The 16,319-nt window shown below is 32.8% G+C and carries 13 protein-coding genes; 2 read left to right on the top strand and 11 right to left on the bottom strand.

Annotation, left to right across the window (positions count from 1 at the left end):
• The coding region (locus SOR77_RS09070) for an aromatic amino acid lyase (RefSeq protein ID WP_320636783.1) at nucleotides 1–384 on the bottom strand (384 nt) is incomplete at its 3' end.
• A gap of 103 nt (nucleotides 385–487) precedes the next feature.
• On the bottom strand, nucleotides 488–1,807 hold the full coding sequence (locus tag SOR77_RS09065) for a Na+/H+ antiporter family protein (RefSeq protein WP_320636782.1): 1,320 nt from the start codon (nucleotides 1,805–1,807) through the stop codon (nucleotides 488–490).
• A 723-nt stretch (nucleotides 1,808–2,530) separates the two neighbouring features.
• On the opposite strand from SOR77_RS09065, the gene SOR77_RS09060 reads away from it, so the two are divergent.
• Entirely contained in the window at nucleotides 2,531–5,539 is a 3,009-nt protein-coding gene (locus tag SOR77_RS09060) for a BTAD domain-containing putative transcriptional regulator (RefSeq protein ID WP_320636781.1), read from the top strand.
• Nucleotides 5,540–5,657: 118 nt separating this feature from the next.
• Nucleotides 5,658–5,840 (top strand): hypothetical protein, encoded by a 183-nt coding sequence (locus SOR77_RS09055; protein ID WP_320636780.1) that lies wholly within the window; start codon nucleotides 5,658–5,660, stop codon nucleotides 5,838–5,840.
• A gap of 63 nt (nucleotides 5,841–5,903) precedes the next feature.
• Here the strand turns inward: SOR77_RS09055 and glmL are convergent, their stop codons facing one another.
• The 9 genes from glmL to SOR77_RS09010 all read right to left on the bottom strand — a co-directional run bounded on the left by glmL (nucleotide 5,904) and on the right by SOR77_RS09010 (nucleotide 16,204).
• Nucleotides 5,904–7,250, bottom strand: coding sequence for a methylaspartate mutase accessory protein GlmL (gene glmL, locus SOR77_RS09050; RefSeq protein ID WP_320636779.1), 1,347 nt, complete (start codon nucleotides 7,248–7,250; stop codon nucleotides 5,904–5,906).
• 58 nt (nucleotides 7,251–7,308) lie between these two features.
• Nucleotides 7,309–7,935, bottom strand: a complete 627-nt coding sequence (locus SOR77_RS09045; RefSeq protein ID WP_320636778.1) for a cyclodeaminase/cyclohydrolase family protein — start codon at nucleotides 7,933–7,935, stop codon at nucleotides 7,309–7,311.
• Between the two features lie 9 nt (nucleotides 7,936–7,944).
• The gene (locus SOR77_RS09040) at nucleotides 7,945–9,621 is read right to left on the bottom strand and encodes a formate--tetrahydrofolate ligase (RefSeq protein WP_320636777.1); all 1,677 of its coding nucleotides are present in this window, start codon (nucleotides 9,619–9,621) and stop codon (nucleotides 7,945–7,947) included.
• Between the two features lie 7 nt (nucleotides 9,622–9,628).
• Nucleotides 9,629–10,522 (bottom strand): glutamate formimidoyltransferase, encoded by an 894-nt coding sequence (ftcD, locus tag SOR77_RS09035; protein ID WP_320636776.1) that lies wholly within the window; start codon nucleotides 10,520–10,522, stop codon nucleotides 9,629–9,631.
• A gap of 101 nt (nucleotides 10,523–10,623) precedes the next feature.
• Entirely contained in the window at nucleotides 10,624–11,505 is an 882-nt protein-coding gene (gene ftcD / locus SOR77_RS09030) for a glutamate formimidoyltransferase (RefSeq protein ID WP_320636775.1), read from the bottom strand.
• 11 nt (nucleotides 11,506–11,516) lie between these two features.
• Nucleotides 11,517–13,052, bottom strand: a complete 1,536-nt coding sequence (gene hutH / locus SOR77_RS09025) for a histidine ammonia-lyase (RefSeq protein WP_320636774.1) — start codon at nucleotides 13,050–13,052, stop codon at nucleotides 11,517–11,519.
• 55 nt (nucleotides 13,053–13,107) lie between these two features.
• Nucleotides 13,108–13,662 carry a cyclodeaminase/cyclohydrolase family protein gene (locus tag SOR77_RS09020; protein WP_320636773.1) on the bottom strand — a complete coding sequence of 185 codons (555 nt, stop codon included), beginning with the start codon at nucleotides 13,660–13,662 and terminating at the stop codon, nucleotides 13,108–13,110.
• 12 nt (nucleotides 13,663–13,674) lie between these two features.
• Nucleotides 13,675–14,892: an imidazolonepropionase gene (hutI, locus tag SOR77_RS09015; RefSeq protein ID WP_320636772.1), complete on the bottom strand. Its 1,218-nt coding sequence runs from the start codon at nucleotides 14,890–14,892 to the stop codon at nucleotides 13,675–13,677.
• A 10-nt stretch (nucleotides 14,893–14,902) separates the two neighbouring features.
• Complete coding sequence (locus tag SOR77_RS09010; protein ID WP_320636771.1) at nucleotides 14,903–16,204, bottom strand: SLC13 family permease; 1,302 nt, start codon at nucleotides 16,202–16,204, stop codon at nucleotides 14,903–14,905.
• Between the last annotated feature and the right edge of the window lie 115 nt (nucleotides 16,205–16,319).

Raw genomic sequence — 16,319 nt, 5'->3', positions numbered from 1 at the left:
GTTTAACATGTCAAGAATTGTGTGAACTGTTTCAAGTCTTATACCGGATACACCTTTAACAAGTGAGTTAATTCTAATAAGCATGATAGCTCTAACTTCATCTTCTTTTAATGGTTCACCAAATCCACTTGAGTGAGTTCTGATTAAGTTTTCTTGAAGTTGAGATGAATCTTCTTTAGAGATACTTACTTTACAAAGAGAACCGAAACCAGTTGTAACTCCGTAAACAACTCTTTCTTCTTCTACTATACCATCAACGATTGCACGAGATGCTTTTACAGCTTCTTCTTGCTCTAGTGCTATTTCAACTTTTACGCCTTCTCTGGCAACTGCAACTACTTCTTCAAGAGTTAAGTCTTTTCCATTTAAAATTACTTTTTCCATTTTTCCCTCCTATTTTCTTTACTCGAATAAATCGATAAAATCATTTATAAATTGATTAAGATGCAGTTTAGTTCAAAACTACATCTTAATTGCTAACTATTAATTATCCAAATATCATTGTAGCTATAACGCCGCCTACGATTAGGAAGATGTCATAAGCTATGAATGTAGGAACACAAGTGTCCCAAATGTGATTGTGTTGTCCGTCTGCATTAAGTCCTGATGTAGGTCCTAAAGTTGAGTCAGACGCTGGAGAACCTGCATCACCAAGAGCTGCTGCTATACCTATTAAAAGAATAATAGATGGTGTTGAAAGTCCTATTTGAAGTCCCAATGGAACATATATTGCTGTTACAATTGGAATAGTTCCGAATGATGTACCTATACCCATTGTGATTAACAAACCAACAAGTAACATTATGAAAGCTGCTACTGCTTTTGAACCTGACATATATACTGCTGCTGCATCAACAAGTTCTTCAACTGCTCCACTTGTTCTTAGTACATTTGCATAACCTGATGCTACTAACATTACGAAAGCTATGAAGCCCATCATGCCAATACCACCGTTCATTACGTCGTCTAAGTTCTTAATTTTAATACATCCTGTTAGAAGCATTACTATAAGTCCGCCTAGTGCTCCAAGTGGAAGTGATTCAGTCTTTGCTGATATTAAAGCTGTAACAACACAACCCGCAAGAGCTCCCCAAGCTTCACGAGACATTTTAGATTCTCCTGTATCCTCTTCAGCACCTACTATCGGAAGATCTTGATATTCACGTTCTTTTCTGTATAAGAAAACAACACAGAATATAAGACCAACTAACATTGAAAGACCGCCTATCCACATTACTCTCTTAGTATCTGAAACAGATATAGGTAAACCGGCTTGAGTTATATTATCTACCAATATTTGGTGGAAAAGTAAACCAAATCCAAGTGGTAATGAGATGTAAGGTGCTTTAAGACCAAATGTAAGAGCACACGCTATTGCACGTCTATCAATTTTAAGTTTATTGAATAGAGTTAGTAGTGGTGGAATTAGTATAGGTATAAAGGCAATGTGTACAGGTACTAAGTTTTGTGAAAAACATGAAATAAATGCCAAAGCAAAAATTAAAAACATCTTCTTACCTGATAAAACCTTTGCAATCTTTTGTGATAAGATTTTTCCTAAACCACTTCTTGCAAGTCCAACTGCAAATGCTCCAAGCAATATGTAACTAAGAGCTGTTGCTGAGTTACCACCCATACCACCAATTAACAAGTTCATTATAGAATTGTCACCTTCAACTAGTGGCATTCCCGCAGAGAATCCTGCTACCATTGCAGATACTATAATTGCTAAAAGTACGTTAAATTTTAACAAACAAAGTATACACATTACTAAAACTGATATAACAACCGGATTAAATAATATCATATAATTTCCTCCTTTTTATATTTACTCGGTTTTTATGATCTAATTATAATCAATTTCCATCAATTAGATGTCAACTATTATTAAATTTAATACGATTTATTATATAAAATTTTATTTTACTTCGTTATAACGTTACAATAGACCTTGCTTTAATCTACGAAAAGCAAGCTTTTTTTGCAAAAAACGTCTAATTATCGTCTTTAAAAACATTTTCACTATTGTTTTTCTTTGTTTTTACTGTAAATATTATTAAAAAATATTTTTAAATTTTTAATATTTATTTAAATTTATTTGACTCAAAAAGATATTTTATAGTTCTATAATAAATTTCTTTTAATTTTTCAATCCATTAAAAAATAAAATTCTTTTTATTTTACATTATTGTATTGTTTTTTCTTATAGATTCTAACAATTTATTTATTTTCTTTAAAGAAAATTTAATCTTAAAATAATAAAATCAAATTTATAAATAATTATCTGTTTACAAATTCATCAAGCTTTTACTATAAGAATTAAACTTAAAAATTTACTGATAATTGTTATTAAATAAAATGTTTTCGTCTATTCTATCTAAAATTTAGTTTTAAGTTTTATTTAATATTTTAAGTTCAAACTTACAATTTTAAAACGTCTAAATTCAAAACGTCTAAAAATTTTTATGATTCACAATAATATTTGACTTAAATGTTTTCATATCATAAAATTGTGTTAAGAGGTGAAATAATGGATAAAATTTATTTACAATTATTTGGTGTCCCCCAATTTTATTTAAATGGAAAACAAATTTTATTTCCTTATAGCAAGATAAATGCTTTGATATATTATCTTGTGTTAAATAAATTTATAACTAGAGATGAAATTGCCAATTTACTTTGGCCTGATGAAAACGAAAAAACAGCTAAAAAGAATCTTAGAAATGCTATTTATCAAGCAAAAAAGTGTGTTGGAATAGACTTTATAATTTCTCCTAAAAAATCTGTTTTGGAGATAGATAAAAATTTAGATATTCAATGTGATGCAGACCTCTTTAATCAAAATCCAATAGAACATTTAAACCTTTACAAGGGTGAATTCCTACAAGGTTTTTTTATAAAAGAAGCTGAATCTTATGAATACTGGGTTACTAAAATGCGTAACTACTTTGAAGAAAAATTTATTTCAACTTCTTATGATAAATTAGAAAAAGACATTGCTGAAGAAAATTATGAAAATGTCGAAAAAGAAATTAATAAACTAACTCAAATTGATGAATATGACGAAAGAAATTTCCGTCTACTTATGAAATTTTATCAAAAAACCGGAAGAAACGGAAAAGTTATAGAAACTTATTATAACTTGACCAAGTTATTACAAGATGAACTTGGTGTAAGCCCTGATTTAGAGACAAAAAAAATTTATGAAGAATCAATAAAGCGTATAAATTTAAATAACAAGCGTCCTAAGTCTCATGATGAATATTTCTTTGGTAGGTTTGATGAACTGGCTGCGATTCAGGAAAATTTGAAATTTTTCAAAACCGATAATTTAAAATCAATAGTTTTGTATGGCGAAGCCGGAATTGGTAAAAGCGCCCTCAAGAGAAAGGCCTTTGAACAAATTGATTCCAACACTACTATATTAGAAGCTTTTTGTTATCAAGCAGAAGAAAATTATGCCCTTAGACCTATAGGCGTAATGATAAATAAAATAGGAAAACTTTTAAAAGAACTTAAAATTCCACTTCCTACTTTCTGGGATATAACTATAAAAAAATTATTTCCAGCTTTTGAAGACTCTGCCAAAGACATAATTTTATTAGAAAACATACAACCTTTGAATTTTGATTTACTTACCCAAGTTATAGTTGAAGCTATAAAAAAAATTTCAGACAAGCAAAATTTAATACTGATCTTTGAAGATATTCAATGGATGGATCAAACATCTATTAAATTACTTACTTCTGTCATATTGAGGCTAAATAAAGAAGCTATGTTTTTTATGACATCAAGAAAACAATTTAATAGAGATTTTGAAGATATGGTCAGCACATTAATTAAATATAACTTACTTGAAAAAATTGAATTGGATAGATTTTCAAGAGACGACACTGCAGAGTTTGTATCAAAAGCTCTTCCTGAGACTCCAATCAAAGATGAACTGATTGATAGAATATATTCCGAAACAGAAGGCAATTCTCTTTTTTTATCTGAATATATTAATCTCTTAAAATCATCGAATTCTTCTAATCTTATGACACAAGAAATGATAGATGCAATGAAGTCAAGATTTGCCTATCTTTCAAAACCGGAAAGAGATTTGCTCGATATAGTAAGCTATTTCTACGATGAAGCCCCTCTCTCTCAAGTAACCGAAATAAGTGGACAAGGTGAGTTTGACATTATAGGTCTTTTAGAAAATTTAGAAAATGCAAATATATTAACTGAAAGAGAGCATAAAAATGATACCAGAATTATGTTCACTCATTCAAAACTCAGAGAGTATATATACATGACACAAGCCAATTCAAAGAAAAAAGTTTTACACAAGAGAATTGGACAACTTCTAGAAGCTGACTTAAAAAATAATAAAAGTCTATATACTTATTCAAAACTTGTTTACCACTATTCAAGTGCAGGAGAAAATTTAAAGAGCATCAAATATAAATTAGAAACCTTGAACTACTATCTAAATTTTTCTCACGAGCTATTTCCTATATTAAATGTATCTGAACTGGATGAAGATGCAAAAATTTATATTTCAAGGGATAAAATTCAAGAGATGTTTGATAAACTAGAAGATAATTTTTCAGATATTAAGAAAAATGAAAATGAAGAAGACGTAAAACAACTTGAAGTTGAATTTTATTACATGAAGGGCAGATACTTGATACGAGATGGTTCTTATCAAGAGGGAATTGAAGATATAAAATATGTAATATCTAAAGCTAAAGAAATCGACAATAAAGACTATATCTTAGATGGATATAAACAAATGATTTTCTATAATATCCAAACTAACAACTCTAAAGATATGCTTGAATATATTGAAGCAGCGCTAGATTTAGCGGTAATCTGCAACTACCATAAAGAGATCGGAATACTGCTCAGATTAAAAGGTCTTTATAATATGATGATTGGCAACACATTCCTTGCAGAAAAACTTTTTACAGAGTCAATCAACACCTTTACAGTAACGGATGAAGTCGCAAATAGATATGCAATCAATATAGCTGCAGCTTACAACTACATTGGCGAAATTAGATTCCAAGATTTAGAGTTCAAAGAAGCTATTGGTAAATTTGAAAAAGCCATTGAGCTTTCAAAAAATAAAAATGCTCTTTCCTCTCTCTCTGTTTTCTATATAAATAAAGGAAAATCACATTTTGCAAATAATGAACTCGAACTTGCAAAAGAAGAATTTAACAAAGCATATTCTCTTTATGGACAGTTCGACTCATTCTGGAAACGTCCTGTCTTGGATGCTTATATGGCGCTTTGTGAAGTTGAAGATAAAAACTATAAAAGTGCATCCGAACATTTAAGAACAGCATTTGAATTTGCCTCTAAAATGGAAGACCCTAGAGCGCTTGGCACTGTTTATTTTGCAGGCTATAAAATATTTAAGTCTCTTGACCACGATATAATAAATGATGAATTTGTCGGTTTATTTACCGAAAAAGAAGATTTCTATAAAGAAAATGCAATTGCAAATTTAGATAAATTCAGAGATAATTTTGAAATAAGCAACTTATAAAAGATTTAGGGGGTTCTATTGAGCTCCCTTTTTATTTTATATAACTTTTTCATATTACTACTTTATTAAAAAATATAGTATACTATTAAAAACGATACTTTAGTACTTTGAGGTTAATATGAATAATAAGAAAAAATTACTACTATTACTTTTAATATTTTATCCTGTTATAATAGATAAAATATTTATGGCCGTAGTTATAAACAATCTTATAGAGCCTGCTTATTCTATTTACTCTGTATGCTTTGAGTTATCATTTTTGGTAGCTGTTGTTTTATATTTTAAATATACTAAAGATTAGTGATTAATACATAAATTACATTTTAAACCCATCTTTCTTGGTCTAAGATGGGTTTGTTTTTATTTATAATTTTTCTATTGTATTCTTCATTATTTCCAGTGCTGCTTCTCTATCCTCTGTTGCCAAAAGTCCCATTGCTGAGAGTATATACTCCTTATCCAGATACTTTATAGGTTCTTTTGGATACAGTGGCGCATTCTTCGTCTCTAAAATAAATTCAGGATTTTCAGAATGGACTAAAACGCCTCCTGTTCCTATTATTGTGTTAAAACTCGATAAATCTTTTCCGCTTTGATAATAGATATATCTTCCGTTTGAATACTCTTTTCTCAAATTTCCAACGTGTCTATCTAAAGAGTGATTTACGCAAGCTTTTGCAATTGAAACATCTATCTTTTTATCTTGTTCTGTACTCGGAACCATCATTATGTCTTCGCTTCTTCTCTTACATTCCGTTTTATAATCTGCATAATGATATTCTCTGAGTTCCGCTTCTCCAACTGATTCATACAAACTAACCGCAGAATATCTCATTCCAAGATCTCCTTCAACAGTTCTCTTGTCAAATGGCTCTTTTAATCCTTCAAATCTAATCTCGTTATTTTCAGGAAGTCCATATCCTATAGAATGAACATCAGTTGTCGCTCCGCCTATATCAACTAAAATTAAATTTCCAAGCCCGGATTCATTTTCAGTTCCAACTGAAAGCAACCTCGCCGCTTGCAATACAGAATCCGGAGTAGGCATAAGCACTTCTCCTACACACTCTCTATATTCAGACAATCCTTTTGCAAAAATTATCCTTCTCATAAAAATATCCCTAATAATTTTTCTTGTTGGGTCTGCATTTAATTCATTTACTGTTGGCATTACGTTTTCTGTAACATAAGTTTCAAATCCATTTAAAATTTCAGCTACTTCATCTGAAACTTGCTCATTTCCCGCAATTACAATCGGAACTTTTATCTTTAATTCAGAAAGCATTTTAGCATTGTGTAATATATTAAATTTATTTCCATTATTTGTTCCCCCTGATAGCAATATAATATCCGGATTCAACTCTTCTATTTCTCTAACTTTAGATAAGTCCAACTCATAAGAAAAAGTTTTAAGCACTCTCGCTCCTGCTCCAAGTGCTGATCTTTTAGCAGCCTCAGCTGTAAGATTTTTCCCCAGCCCTACTGCTACCATTTTCAGACCTCCCGCTGCAGATGAACAAGTTATGGCTTTGTCATACTCTACCTTTCCGATTTCACTTTCTATTTTTTTTAAAGCATTTTTAAAACCATCCATCACAGAAGTTTTTATTGTGGTTATATCTTTAGATTTTGCTATTATTTTTCTTTTCTCTGTATCTACGAGTGTTAATTTAGTATATGTAGAGCCTATATCTACAAGTAAATACTTCATACTTCACCTTTAAAAATCTTTAAACAAAAAGAGGGGATGTCCCCCCTTTTTGCTTTTATTATTCTATTGCAGCTTCTATTTTTTCAAGTAGAGGTGCCGTTACAGCTTCAACTTTTTCAAGTGCTTCTGCCATTTGTTTTTTAGTATCTGCTACAAATGCTTCATCTTTAATTGAACCAAGATTGATTTTTACATTGTAGAAAGCTCCTCTTACTGCAAGTTTTAAGTTTAATAGACCTACTCCTACATCAGTTATAGCGTTAGAGTTTCCCTTTTCAATTAAAACTCCTGCATAATCTAATAACTTAAGAGTTTTTAGACCAACTTGTAGAGGTACACTAGCTGCTTTTTTATATTCTTCTTGAATTGTCTTTGTTCTTACAGCTTTTTCTTCATCAGTTTCTTTTGGTAACTTAAATGCTGCCATAACACCATTAAATGAGTTTGAATCTCTGTCAATATCTTCTACGAAATCTAATTCAAGTTCTTTTAATTCTTCAGCATATTTTTGCATTTCTTCATGCACCGCTTCATATTTTTTGCTCTTCACTGTTAGGTTTGCAACCATTCCCAAAAGCGCTGCTGCTTGAGCTGCTGCAAGAGCTGAAACTGATCCACCCCCCGGTGCCGGAGAATCAGAAGAAGTTTCTGCTACAAATCCTGCTACTGTTAACTCTTTTAACATATTTCCTCCTTAGAATAGACCTTCCATTTTTCCGTTTTCATCAACGTCCATCTTGTTAGCTGCTGGAACTTTTGGAAGACCCGGCATTACCATGATATCACCAGTTTCACAAACGATAAATCCTGCACCTGCAGAAACTCTTACGTTTTGAACTGTAATTTCAAATCCTTCCGGTGCATTTACTGCGTTCTTATCATCAGAGAATGAGAATTGAGTTTTAGCCATGCAAATTGGCATTTTGTCTAATCCAAGTTCTTCTAGTTTCTTAACTTGTTTTTTAGCTGCCGCTGTAAGAACAACTTTAGCTCCTCTATAAATTTCAGTAACTATAGTATTAAGTTTTTCAGGAATTGAAGCTTCTACATCATATAGATAGTGGAAGTTGTTTTCTTGTTCACAAGCTCTAACAACTTTTTCAGCTAAGTCTAGTGTTCCTTCTCCACCTTTTGCCCATCCGTCAGAAAGTGAAACTTCTACTCCGTATTCAGCACATTTCTCGATTAATTTGTTAACTTCAGCTTCTGTGTCGAATGCAAATTTATTAACTGCAACAACAACCGGAAGACCAAATTTCTTTACATTTTCAATGTGACGTCCAAGATTTGCAAATCCTGTTTCCAACGCTTCTACATTTTCTTCTTTTAAATTTTTCTTATCCACTCCACCGTGCATCTTAAGAGCTTTTATAGTAGCTACGATTACTACTGCATCAGGTTTAAGGTTACCAAGTCTACATTTGATATCGAAGAATTTTTCTGCTCCAAGGTCAGCACCGAAACCTGCTTCTGTTACAAGGTAATCAGAAAGTTTAAGTCCTAATTTTGTAGCGATTAATGAGTTACATCCATGAGCGATATTTGCAAATGGTCCACCGTGGATAAGTGCCGGAGTATGTTCAAGAGTTTGAACAATGTTTGGCTTTATCGCATCCTTAAGAAGCATAGCCATAGCTCCTTGAGCTTCTAATTGTCCTGCTGTTACAGGTTCTCCATCAAGGTTGTAAGCTACAATCATCCTAGCAAGTCTTTCTTTAAGGTCAGTTAAACCGCTTGCTAAACAAAGAGCTGCCATGATTTCAGAAGCTACAGTTATCATGAAATGGTCTTCTCTTGTAAATCCACAAGCTTTTCCACCCATTCCAATGACAATGTTTCTAATAGCTCTATCGTTCATGTCGATAACTCTCTTCCAAGTAATATTTCTTGAGTCAATTCTTAGAGCATTTCCTTGGTGAATGTGGTTGTCAATAAGAGCTGATAATAAGTTGTTAGCAGCTGTCATTGCGTGAAGGTCTCCAGTGAAGTGAAGGTTGATATCTTCCATAGGAACTACTTGAGAATATCCACCACCGGCAGCTCCACCCTTAACGCCAAAAACAGGTCCTAAAGATGGTTCTCTAAGAGCTACAACTGAATTTTTACCCATTTTGTTAAGTCCTTGAGAAAGACCAATTGATACAGTTGACTTTCCTTCTCCAGCCGGAGTTGGAGTGATTGCTGTTACAAGAACTAATTTGCCATCTTCTTTTTTGTCTAATTCATGAATAGCATCAAGAGATATTTTAGCTTTATATTTTCCATAAAGTTCTAAATCATCTGAATTAAGACCGGCTCTTTCAGCTACTGCAACTATCGGTTCCATTTCAATGGAATTTGCTATCTCTATATCTGTTAAAAATTCTGCCATCTATTTATTACTCCTCAATTAATAATGTTTCTATAACTTGTTCAGCGCTAAATTCTTCAACTTGCATATAGTATGCCGCTGAATCAATTAAAGCTTGTAGCGGAACCATGCCGATTATTTCTGTTCCGTATACAGTTACACCATATCTCTTAGCTTCAGATTTTACCATTTCAAGCGCTTGGTAAATTCTTGTCTTTTCAAAGTTTACAAGGTTCATAGATACTTGAACTTGTCCTCTTTCTTCAAGTGGAAGTCCTATAGCCTTGGCAAATCTAAGTCCACCACCAATGTGTCTTACTTTTTTAGCAATTGCATCAGCAATTTCTACTTTATCTGTATTTAAGTTTACATTGAATGCTACAAGGTGGAATCTTGCTCCAACTGCAGTAGCACCACTCTTTGCGTTCATTTCTTGTGGTCCGAAATCCGGTTTCCATTCTTCTTCTTTAATCTTTTCAAAGAATCCTTCATATTGTCCTTTACGAACTTTTGCAAGATTTTGTCTTCCAGGAGTTGTAGCTGCATCTTCATATAGGTAAACAGGAATTCCTAGTTCTCCTATTGCTTTACCAACTTCTTTTGCATATTCTACACAATCTTCTGTTGTAACTTCTGTAATAGGCACGAAAGGAACAACGTCAACAGCCCCCATTCTTGGGTGAGCTCCCTCATGTTTAGTCATATCTATAACTTCTTGAGCTACCTTTACAGATTCTATAACAGCCTTAATTATAGCTTCAGGTTCACCAATTACTTCAACAACTGTTCTGTTGTGATCCTTGTCAGGTTGGTAATCTACAAGCTTTACATTTTCTTTTGCTCTAAAGCATTCTACTATCTTATCTACTTTTTCTAAGTCTCTTCCTTCTGAATAGTTAGGAATACACATTACTCTTTTCATAATTTAGTCATACCTCCTAGACTTTTTACAAGGCGAGTTTAACATTTTCCTATCTATAAAACGTCAAAAGATATTCCATAATTGAAAAATTTTTTGACTTTTTATGAATAAATTTGATCCATAGAAAAATCTTTAGAAATTCTTAGATAAAAATCAAGAATGTCCCTTATTGCATATATAGGCACAGGCCCTACCAACTCTGTATCTACAATATTTACACTATATCTATTAGCTTCAGATTTTATAGTTTCAAAAACTCTGTGTATTGGTGTCTTTTCATAGTTAATCATATTCATAGAAACTTGAACTTGTTTCTTTTCTTCAAGACTTAGTGCTATTGCTCTTACATAAGTATAACCACCAGCGGCTGCTCTGACAGATTTAACTATTTCTTTTCCTATATCAAGGTTTTCAGTATCTAAATTTATATTAAATGCAACTAATGGAAATCTGGCCCCTGTTACAGTTGCCCCGGATTTTGGATTGAATTCTTTAGGCCCTTCATCAGGATACCATTCTTCATCTTTCATTCTCTCTTCTAAAGCTTCATACTGTCCTTTTCTAATCTTCGGAAGAGCTTTTCTATATTCTTTTTCCTGTGCGTCTTCATAGAAATAAACGGGAACTCCAAGACTTCCTAAATATTTTCCAAATTCTTTAGCTATATCTACTGCTTCTTCCGTTGTTATCTCTCTTACAGGAATAAAAGGAACTACATCTACAGCCCCTATTCTTGGATGTGAACCTTTATGTTTAGTCATATCTATTAATTCAACAGCTTTTGCTGCCAATCTTTTTGTAGCTTCTAGTACATTTTGAGGTTCTCCCTTGTATGTGAAGACTGTTCTGTTATGGTCTGCATTAGAATCAATATCTATAACTTCTATTCCATCAACTGTTAAAAAAGCTTCTTTAACTTTTTCTACAATACTGAGATCTGTACCTTCACTTATATTTACTTCTGCCATCAATACCTTGCTCATAATTTACTCCTTTATTTTAACTCTCCAACAACTGATTCAACTCTATCTAATAATTCACCTGATTTAATCACTTCAAACGATTTATCCATATCCGGATAGAATATCCTATCATTTTCCATAAAGGTTACATTTTCTCTTAAAACTTTATAGGCTTCTTTTGAGCCAATTCCCAATTTATCAGCTTCCCCAAAATCTGCCGCCTGTGCCGCACACATAAGTTCTATGCTTATTACGTGTTGAGCATGGTCTACTATTTGTCTTGCCTTTCTTGCTCCAATAGTACCCATACTTACATGGTCTTCTTGATTTGCTGAAGTGGGAATTGAATCTACTGAGGCCGGATGTGCCAACACTTTGTTTTCTGAAACTAAAGCTGCGGCTACATATTGAGGAATCATAAATCCATCATTTATTCCTCCATGTTTAACCAAGAAAGCCGGTAACCCATGTGAAAGTGCGGGATTCACCGTTTTTTCTATTCTTCTTTCAGATACATTCGCTATTTCAGATACCAATATTCCAAGAGTATCCATCGCTATCGCTATTGGTTGTCCATGGAAATTCCCGCCTGATATGCAAGCTCCATCTTCTCCCGGGAAGATTAATGGATTATCTGTTACTGAATTAATTTCTACTTCTACAGCTTTTTTTACATATTCAAAAGCTATCCTTGATGCTCCGTGAATTTGAGGAATACATCTTAAACTATAAGAATCCTGCATTCTAACTTCGCCTTGTTTAGTTACATTTTTAGATTCTGATAAAAGTCTTCTCATGTTTTCAGCTGTATCTATTTGACCTTGGTGTGGTCTAATTAAATTTATCCTTTCATCAAATGCGTCTATTATTCCGCCTAGTGCATCAACTGTTAAAGCACTTACAATATCTGCTTGCTTAAGTAATTTTTCAGCGTCATATGTAGCCATAACTGCATTTCCCATAATAGCTTGAGTTCCATTGATAAGCGCCAAACCCTCTTTAGCTTTTAAAGTAATAGGTTTTAATCCGGCTCTCTTCATAGCTTCTGCGCCACTGAGAACTTCTCCTTTGTATTCCGCTTCTCCTTCACCTATCATAGGCAACACCATATGTGCTAATGGGCATAGATCCCCTGAAGACCCTACAGAGCCTTTAGCCCTCACTATTGGATGCACTCCTTTATTTAACATATTTATCAGACATTCAACTGTTCTCATCAATACACCTGAGAACCCCTTGCATATTGAATTTGCTCTTAAAACCATCATAGCTCTTACTATTTCTGTGTCAAAAGGGTCTCCAACGCCACATGCATCTGAATAAATCAAGTTTTTTTGTAGTAAATCTAATTCTTCTTCTGAAATAGAAACAGTTGAAAACTTCCCAAACCCTGTATTAATTCCATAAATCGCCTGTCCGCTTGCCAATGCATTTTCAACATAAGTTCTTGACTTAAGTATTTCTGTTTTTTGCTTTTCATCTATTTCTACTTTTGCACCAAACCTTGCAACTTGAACTACATCTTCTATCGTTAAATCATTTCCATTAATTTTAATTATTTTTTCCATTATAAATCCTCCTCCAAAATAAAATTTACATATAGTTTATTATTCAATCAATGCTTTATAAATTTTCTAAATCTTTCTTGAATTTTCCAACAATTTTTTCATCTTTTATCAATGGTAAGTTTACTTCTACATTTTCTTTTCCAGCTTTGATTCCCATCTTAGCAAATTCCATGCCCGCATTTAAATCCGTTCCGCAAGCCGGATTTGAATTCTTAAGAAGTCCTTCACCTATTTCTAAAAGTTTTTTATTTAATGTTGCATTTGACATAGGAACTTCTGCTGCTCTTATTCCTGCATTTTGTATCGCTGCTTTTCTTGTAATTTTTTCTTCTTCTGTTGACTTAGGTAGCTTATAAGCATTTACAATTAACATATATGCTTCATTATCATCGACCGCACCTTGCAAGAATTTAGCTTTTAATTCTTTTAGTTCTTTTAAAAGTTCATCATACTTTTCATCAGAATATCCATAATCTTTTCCTTTGGATAAATTTATTACCATTCCCATCAGTCCACAACCAAAAGCACCTGCTATAGCGGATGAAGAACCTCCCCCAACAGTAAAGTCATTTTCATCTAAAATTAATTCAATAATATCTCTATAATCCATTTTCAATACCTCCTAAGCTTTAAAAACAATTTTTCCTTTCTTTATAATAATATTAACTTCATTTACACCTATTTTATAGATACAGTTTTTATAATTATCAGATTCAAGAATTTGAATATCTGCAAACTTCCCTTCTTCTATAGATCCATAATCTCTTTCTATTTTAAGAGCTTTTGCACCTCCAAGTGTCGCTGCTCTAATTGCCTCTTCCGGAGTCATTCCATGATTTCTACAAGCCATTGACATAGCTAAAGGCATTGATTCAATCCAATTACCCGGATTTAAGTTTGTTGCTATTGCAATAATAAGCCCTTTATCAATCATAGGTCTTGGATTAAATGGTTTATGATGTTTTACTGAAAAATCTGTTCCCGGAATAAGCACCCCAACAACTCCATTATCTCTTAAATATTCTATATCTTCATCTTCTAAATAATTTAAGTGTCCAACATTAGCTGCTTTTAATTCAGCTCCGACTCTTGCGCCACCTATTGCAGAATAACATTCAGTATGCATAGTAGGAACCATACCAAAGCTCAAACCGGCAGATAAAATTTTTCTAGAATCCTCAGCAGTATAGTATCCATCATCACACCATACGTCACAAAACTTTGCTAAGTCTTCATCTCTTATTATTGGCATAACCTCATCTATCATGTATTGAATATACTTTTCTTTGCCCATTTCCACATCAAAATAATGAGCCCCAAGATATGTACTCAGTATAGTTTGAGGAGTATATTTTCCCATTTGTTTTATAATCCTCAATTGTCTTAGCTCATTTTCTTTATCTATGCCATATCCAGACTTTATTTCAACTGTAGTTGTACCTGTTTTAAGCATTCTATTAAGTTTTGTTAATGAAGATTGCAATAATTCTTCATCTGTTGCATTTTTTGTAGAATACATCGATGATGCTAACCCAACTAATCCAACTTTTTTCTTAACTTCTTCAGCTGACATAGTTAAAGAAGCTGCATATTCATCAACTCTGCTCTTTCCAAAAATCAAATGTGTATGACAGTCTACATAGCCCGGCATTATTATTTTATCTTTGCAATCTATAACCTCAGTTTCAGAGTCTATGTCAATTTTTGAATAGTCATCTATTTTTTTTATTCTATCTTCTTCTATTAATATTGATTTGTTAGAGACGATGCCGATTAAATCATCGGCATCTTCCCTAATTGTCAATATTTCTTTGCAGTCTTTTAAAAGTAATTTTTTCATTTTTTAATCCTTATATAAATAGCGGCCAAATTATACCAACAATTAACAATGGAATATCATAGCAAATAAATTGAGGAACACATGTATCCCAAATATGGTCATGTTGCCCATCTGCGTTTAATCCTGCTGTAGGTCCAAGTGTTGTATCAGATGCCGGAGAGCCTGCATCCCCTAAAGCTGCTGCAACTGCTATCATAAAAATTATAGCGGCTGGAGAAAAACCGAGTTTTACTGCTAGAGGAACATATATAGCCGCTATAACGGGTACTGTACCAAAAGAAGTTCCTATTCCCATGGTAATTACCAAACCTAATGCTATCATTGTAAAAGAGCCTGCCAGCTTAGAGCCGCCTAATAAAGCAAATGCACTTTCTACCAAACTATCTACTGCTCCACTTTCTCTAATTACAGTCGCATATCCTGATGCTATCAACATTACAAATGCAATGAATCCCATCAATTTAATACCGCCGTCTAACATCTCTTGTATATCATTCCATTTTATAACTCTAGTAGCAATTAAAAGTGTTAGAGCTGCTAAAGCTCCCAAAGGTAAAGACTCTGTTATAAGTTGGACAACTAAAGCTACAATGCCTGCCGCCAGTGTAAGCCAATGCTTTAGCTCTATTACAACTTCTTTTGTTTCTTTATTTTTATCTTCATCTTTATCTTCATAATTTCTATCTTTAGATAAATAGATTAGTCCAAATACCAACCCAACAAGCATAGCTAAACCGGCCATCCAAGTTGATTTCCAAATGTCAGATAGCCCAACGTTAAGTCCTGCTGAGTTAACTGAATCTTTAATAATTCCATGGAAAATCGCTCCATATGCTATAGGTATTGTTATGTATGGTGCTTTTAATCCAAATCCAAAGCAAATTGCAAGCATTCTTCTATCCATTTTCATCTTATTCATCAAAGATAGTAGTGGCGGAATTAATATTGGTATAAAAGCAATATGTATTGGTACAATGGTCCCTGATGCCATAGCTGTTAAAGTTATTATAATAGCCAGTGTAAACTTATTTCCTTTTACTACTGAGGCTATCTTTTTTGCCAATATATCCGCTGCTCCAGTTTTATTTATTGTATATGCCAACGCACCTAATAAAATATAGCTAAGAGCTGTGTTAGCGTTTCCACCCATGCCGCCAACAAATATTCCGATAGATTCTGTCAGTCCTATACCTGCTGCCAAACCTGCAATTAACGCTGATACTAATAGTGCTAATAAAACCGGCAACTTAAGTAAACACAAAACAGATAATACAATTACCGATATGATTACCGGATTCAACAAAATTTCCATATTTATCTCCCTTCTATTTTAAATATATAAGCTTATTATTTTGTCATTTAATTACTTTAGCAATCAAAATTAATATATTATTATGTGAAATTTATATTAATAAATAATGTAAAGC

Origin of the sequence: Peptoniphilus sp. (assembly GCF_034090345.1) — a bacterium.
In the GTDB taxonomy this organism is placed as follows: Bacteria; Bacillota; Clostridia; order Tissierellales; family Peptoniphilaceae; genus Peptoniphilus.
The sequence above is the reverse complement of the archived record's forward strand: the minus strand, read 5'-3'. Positions and strand labels throughout refer to the sequence as shown.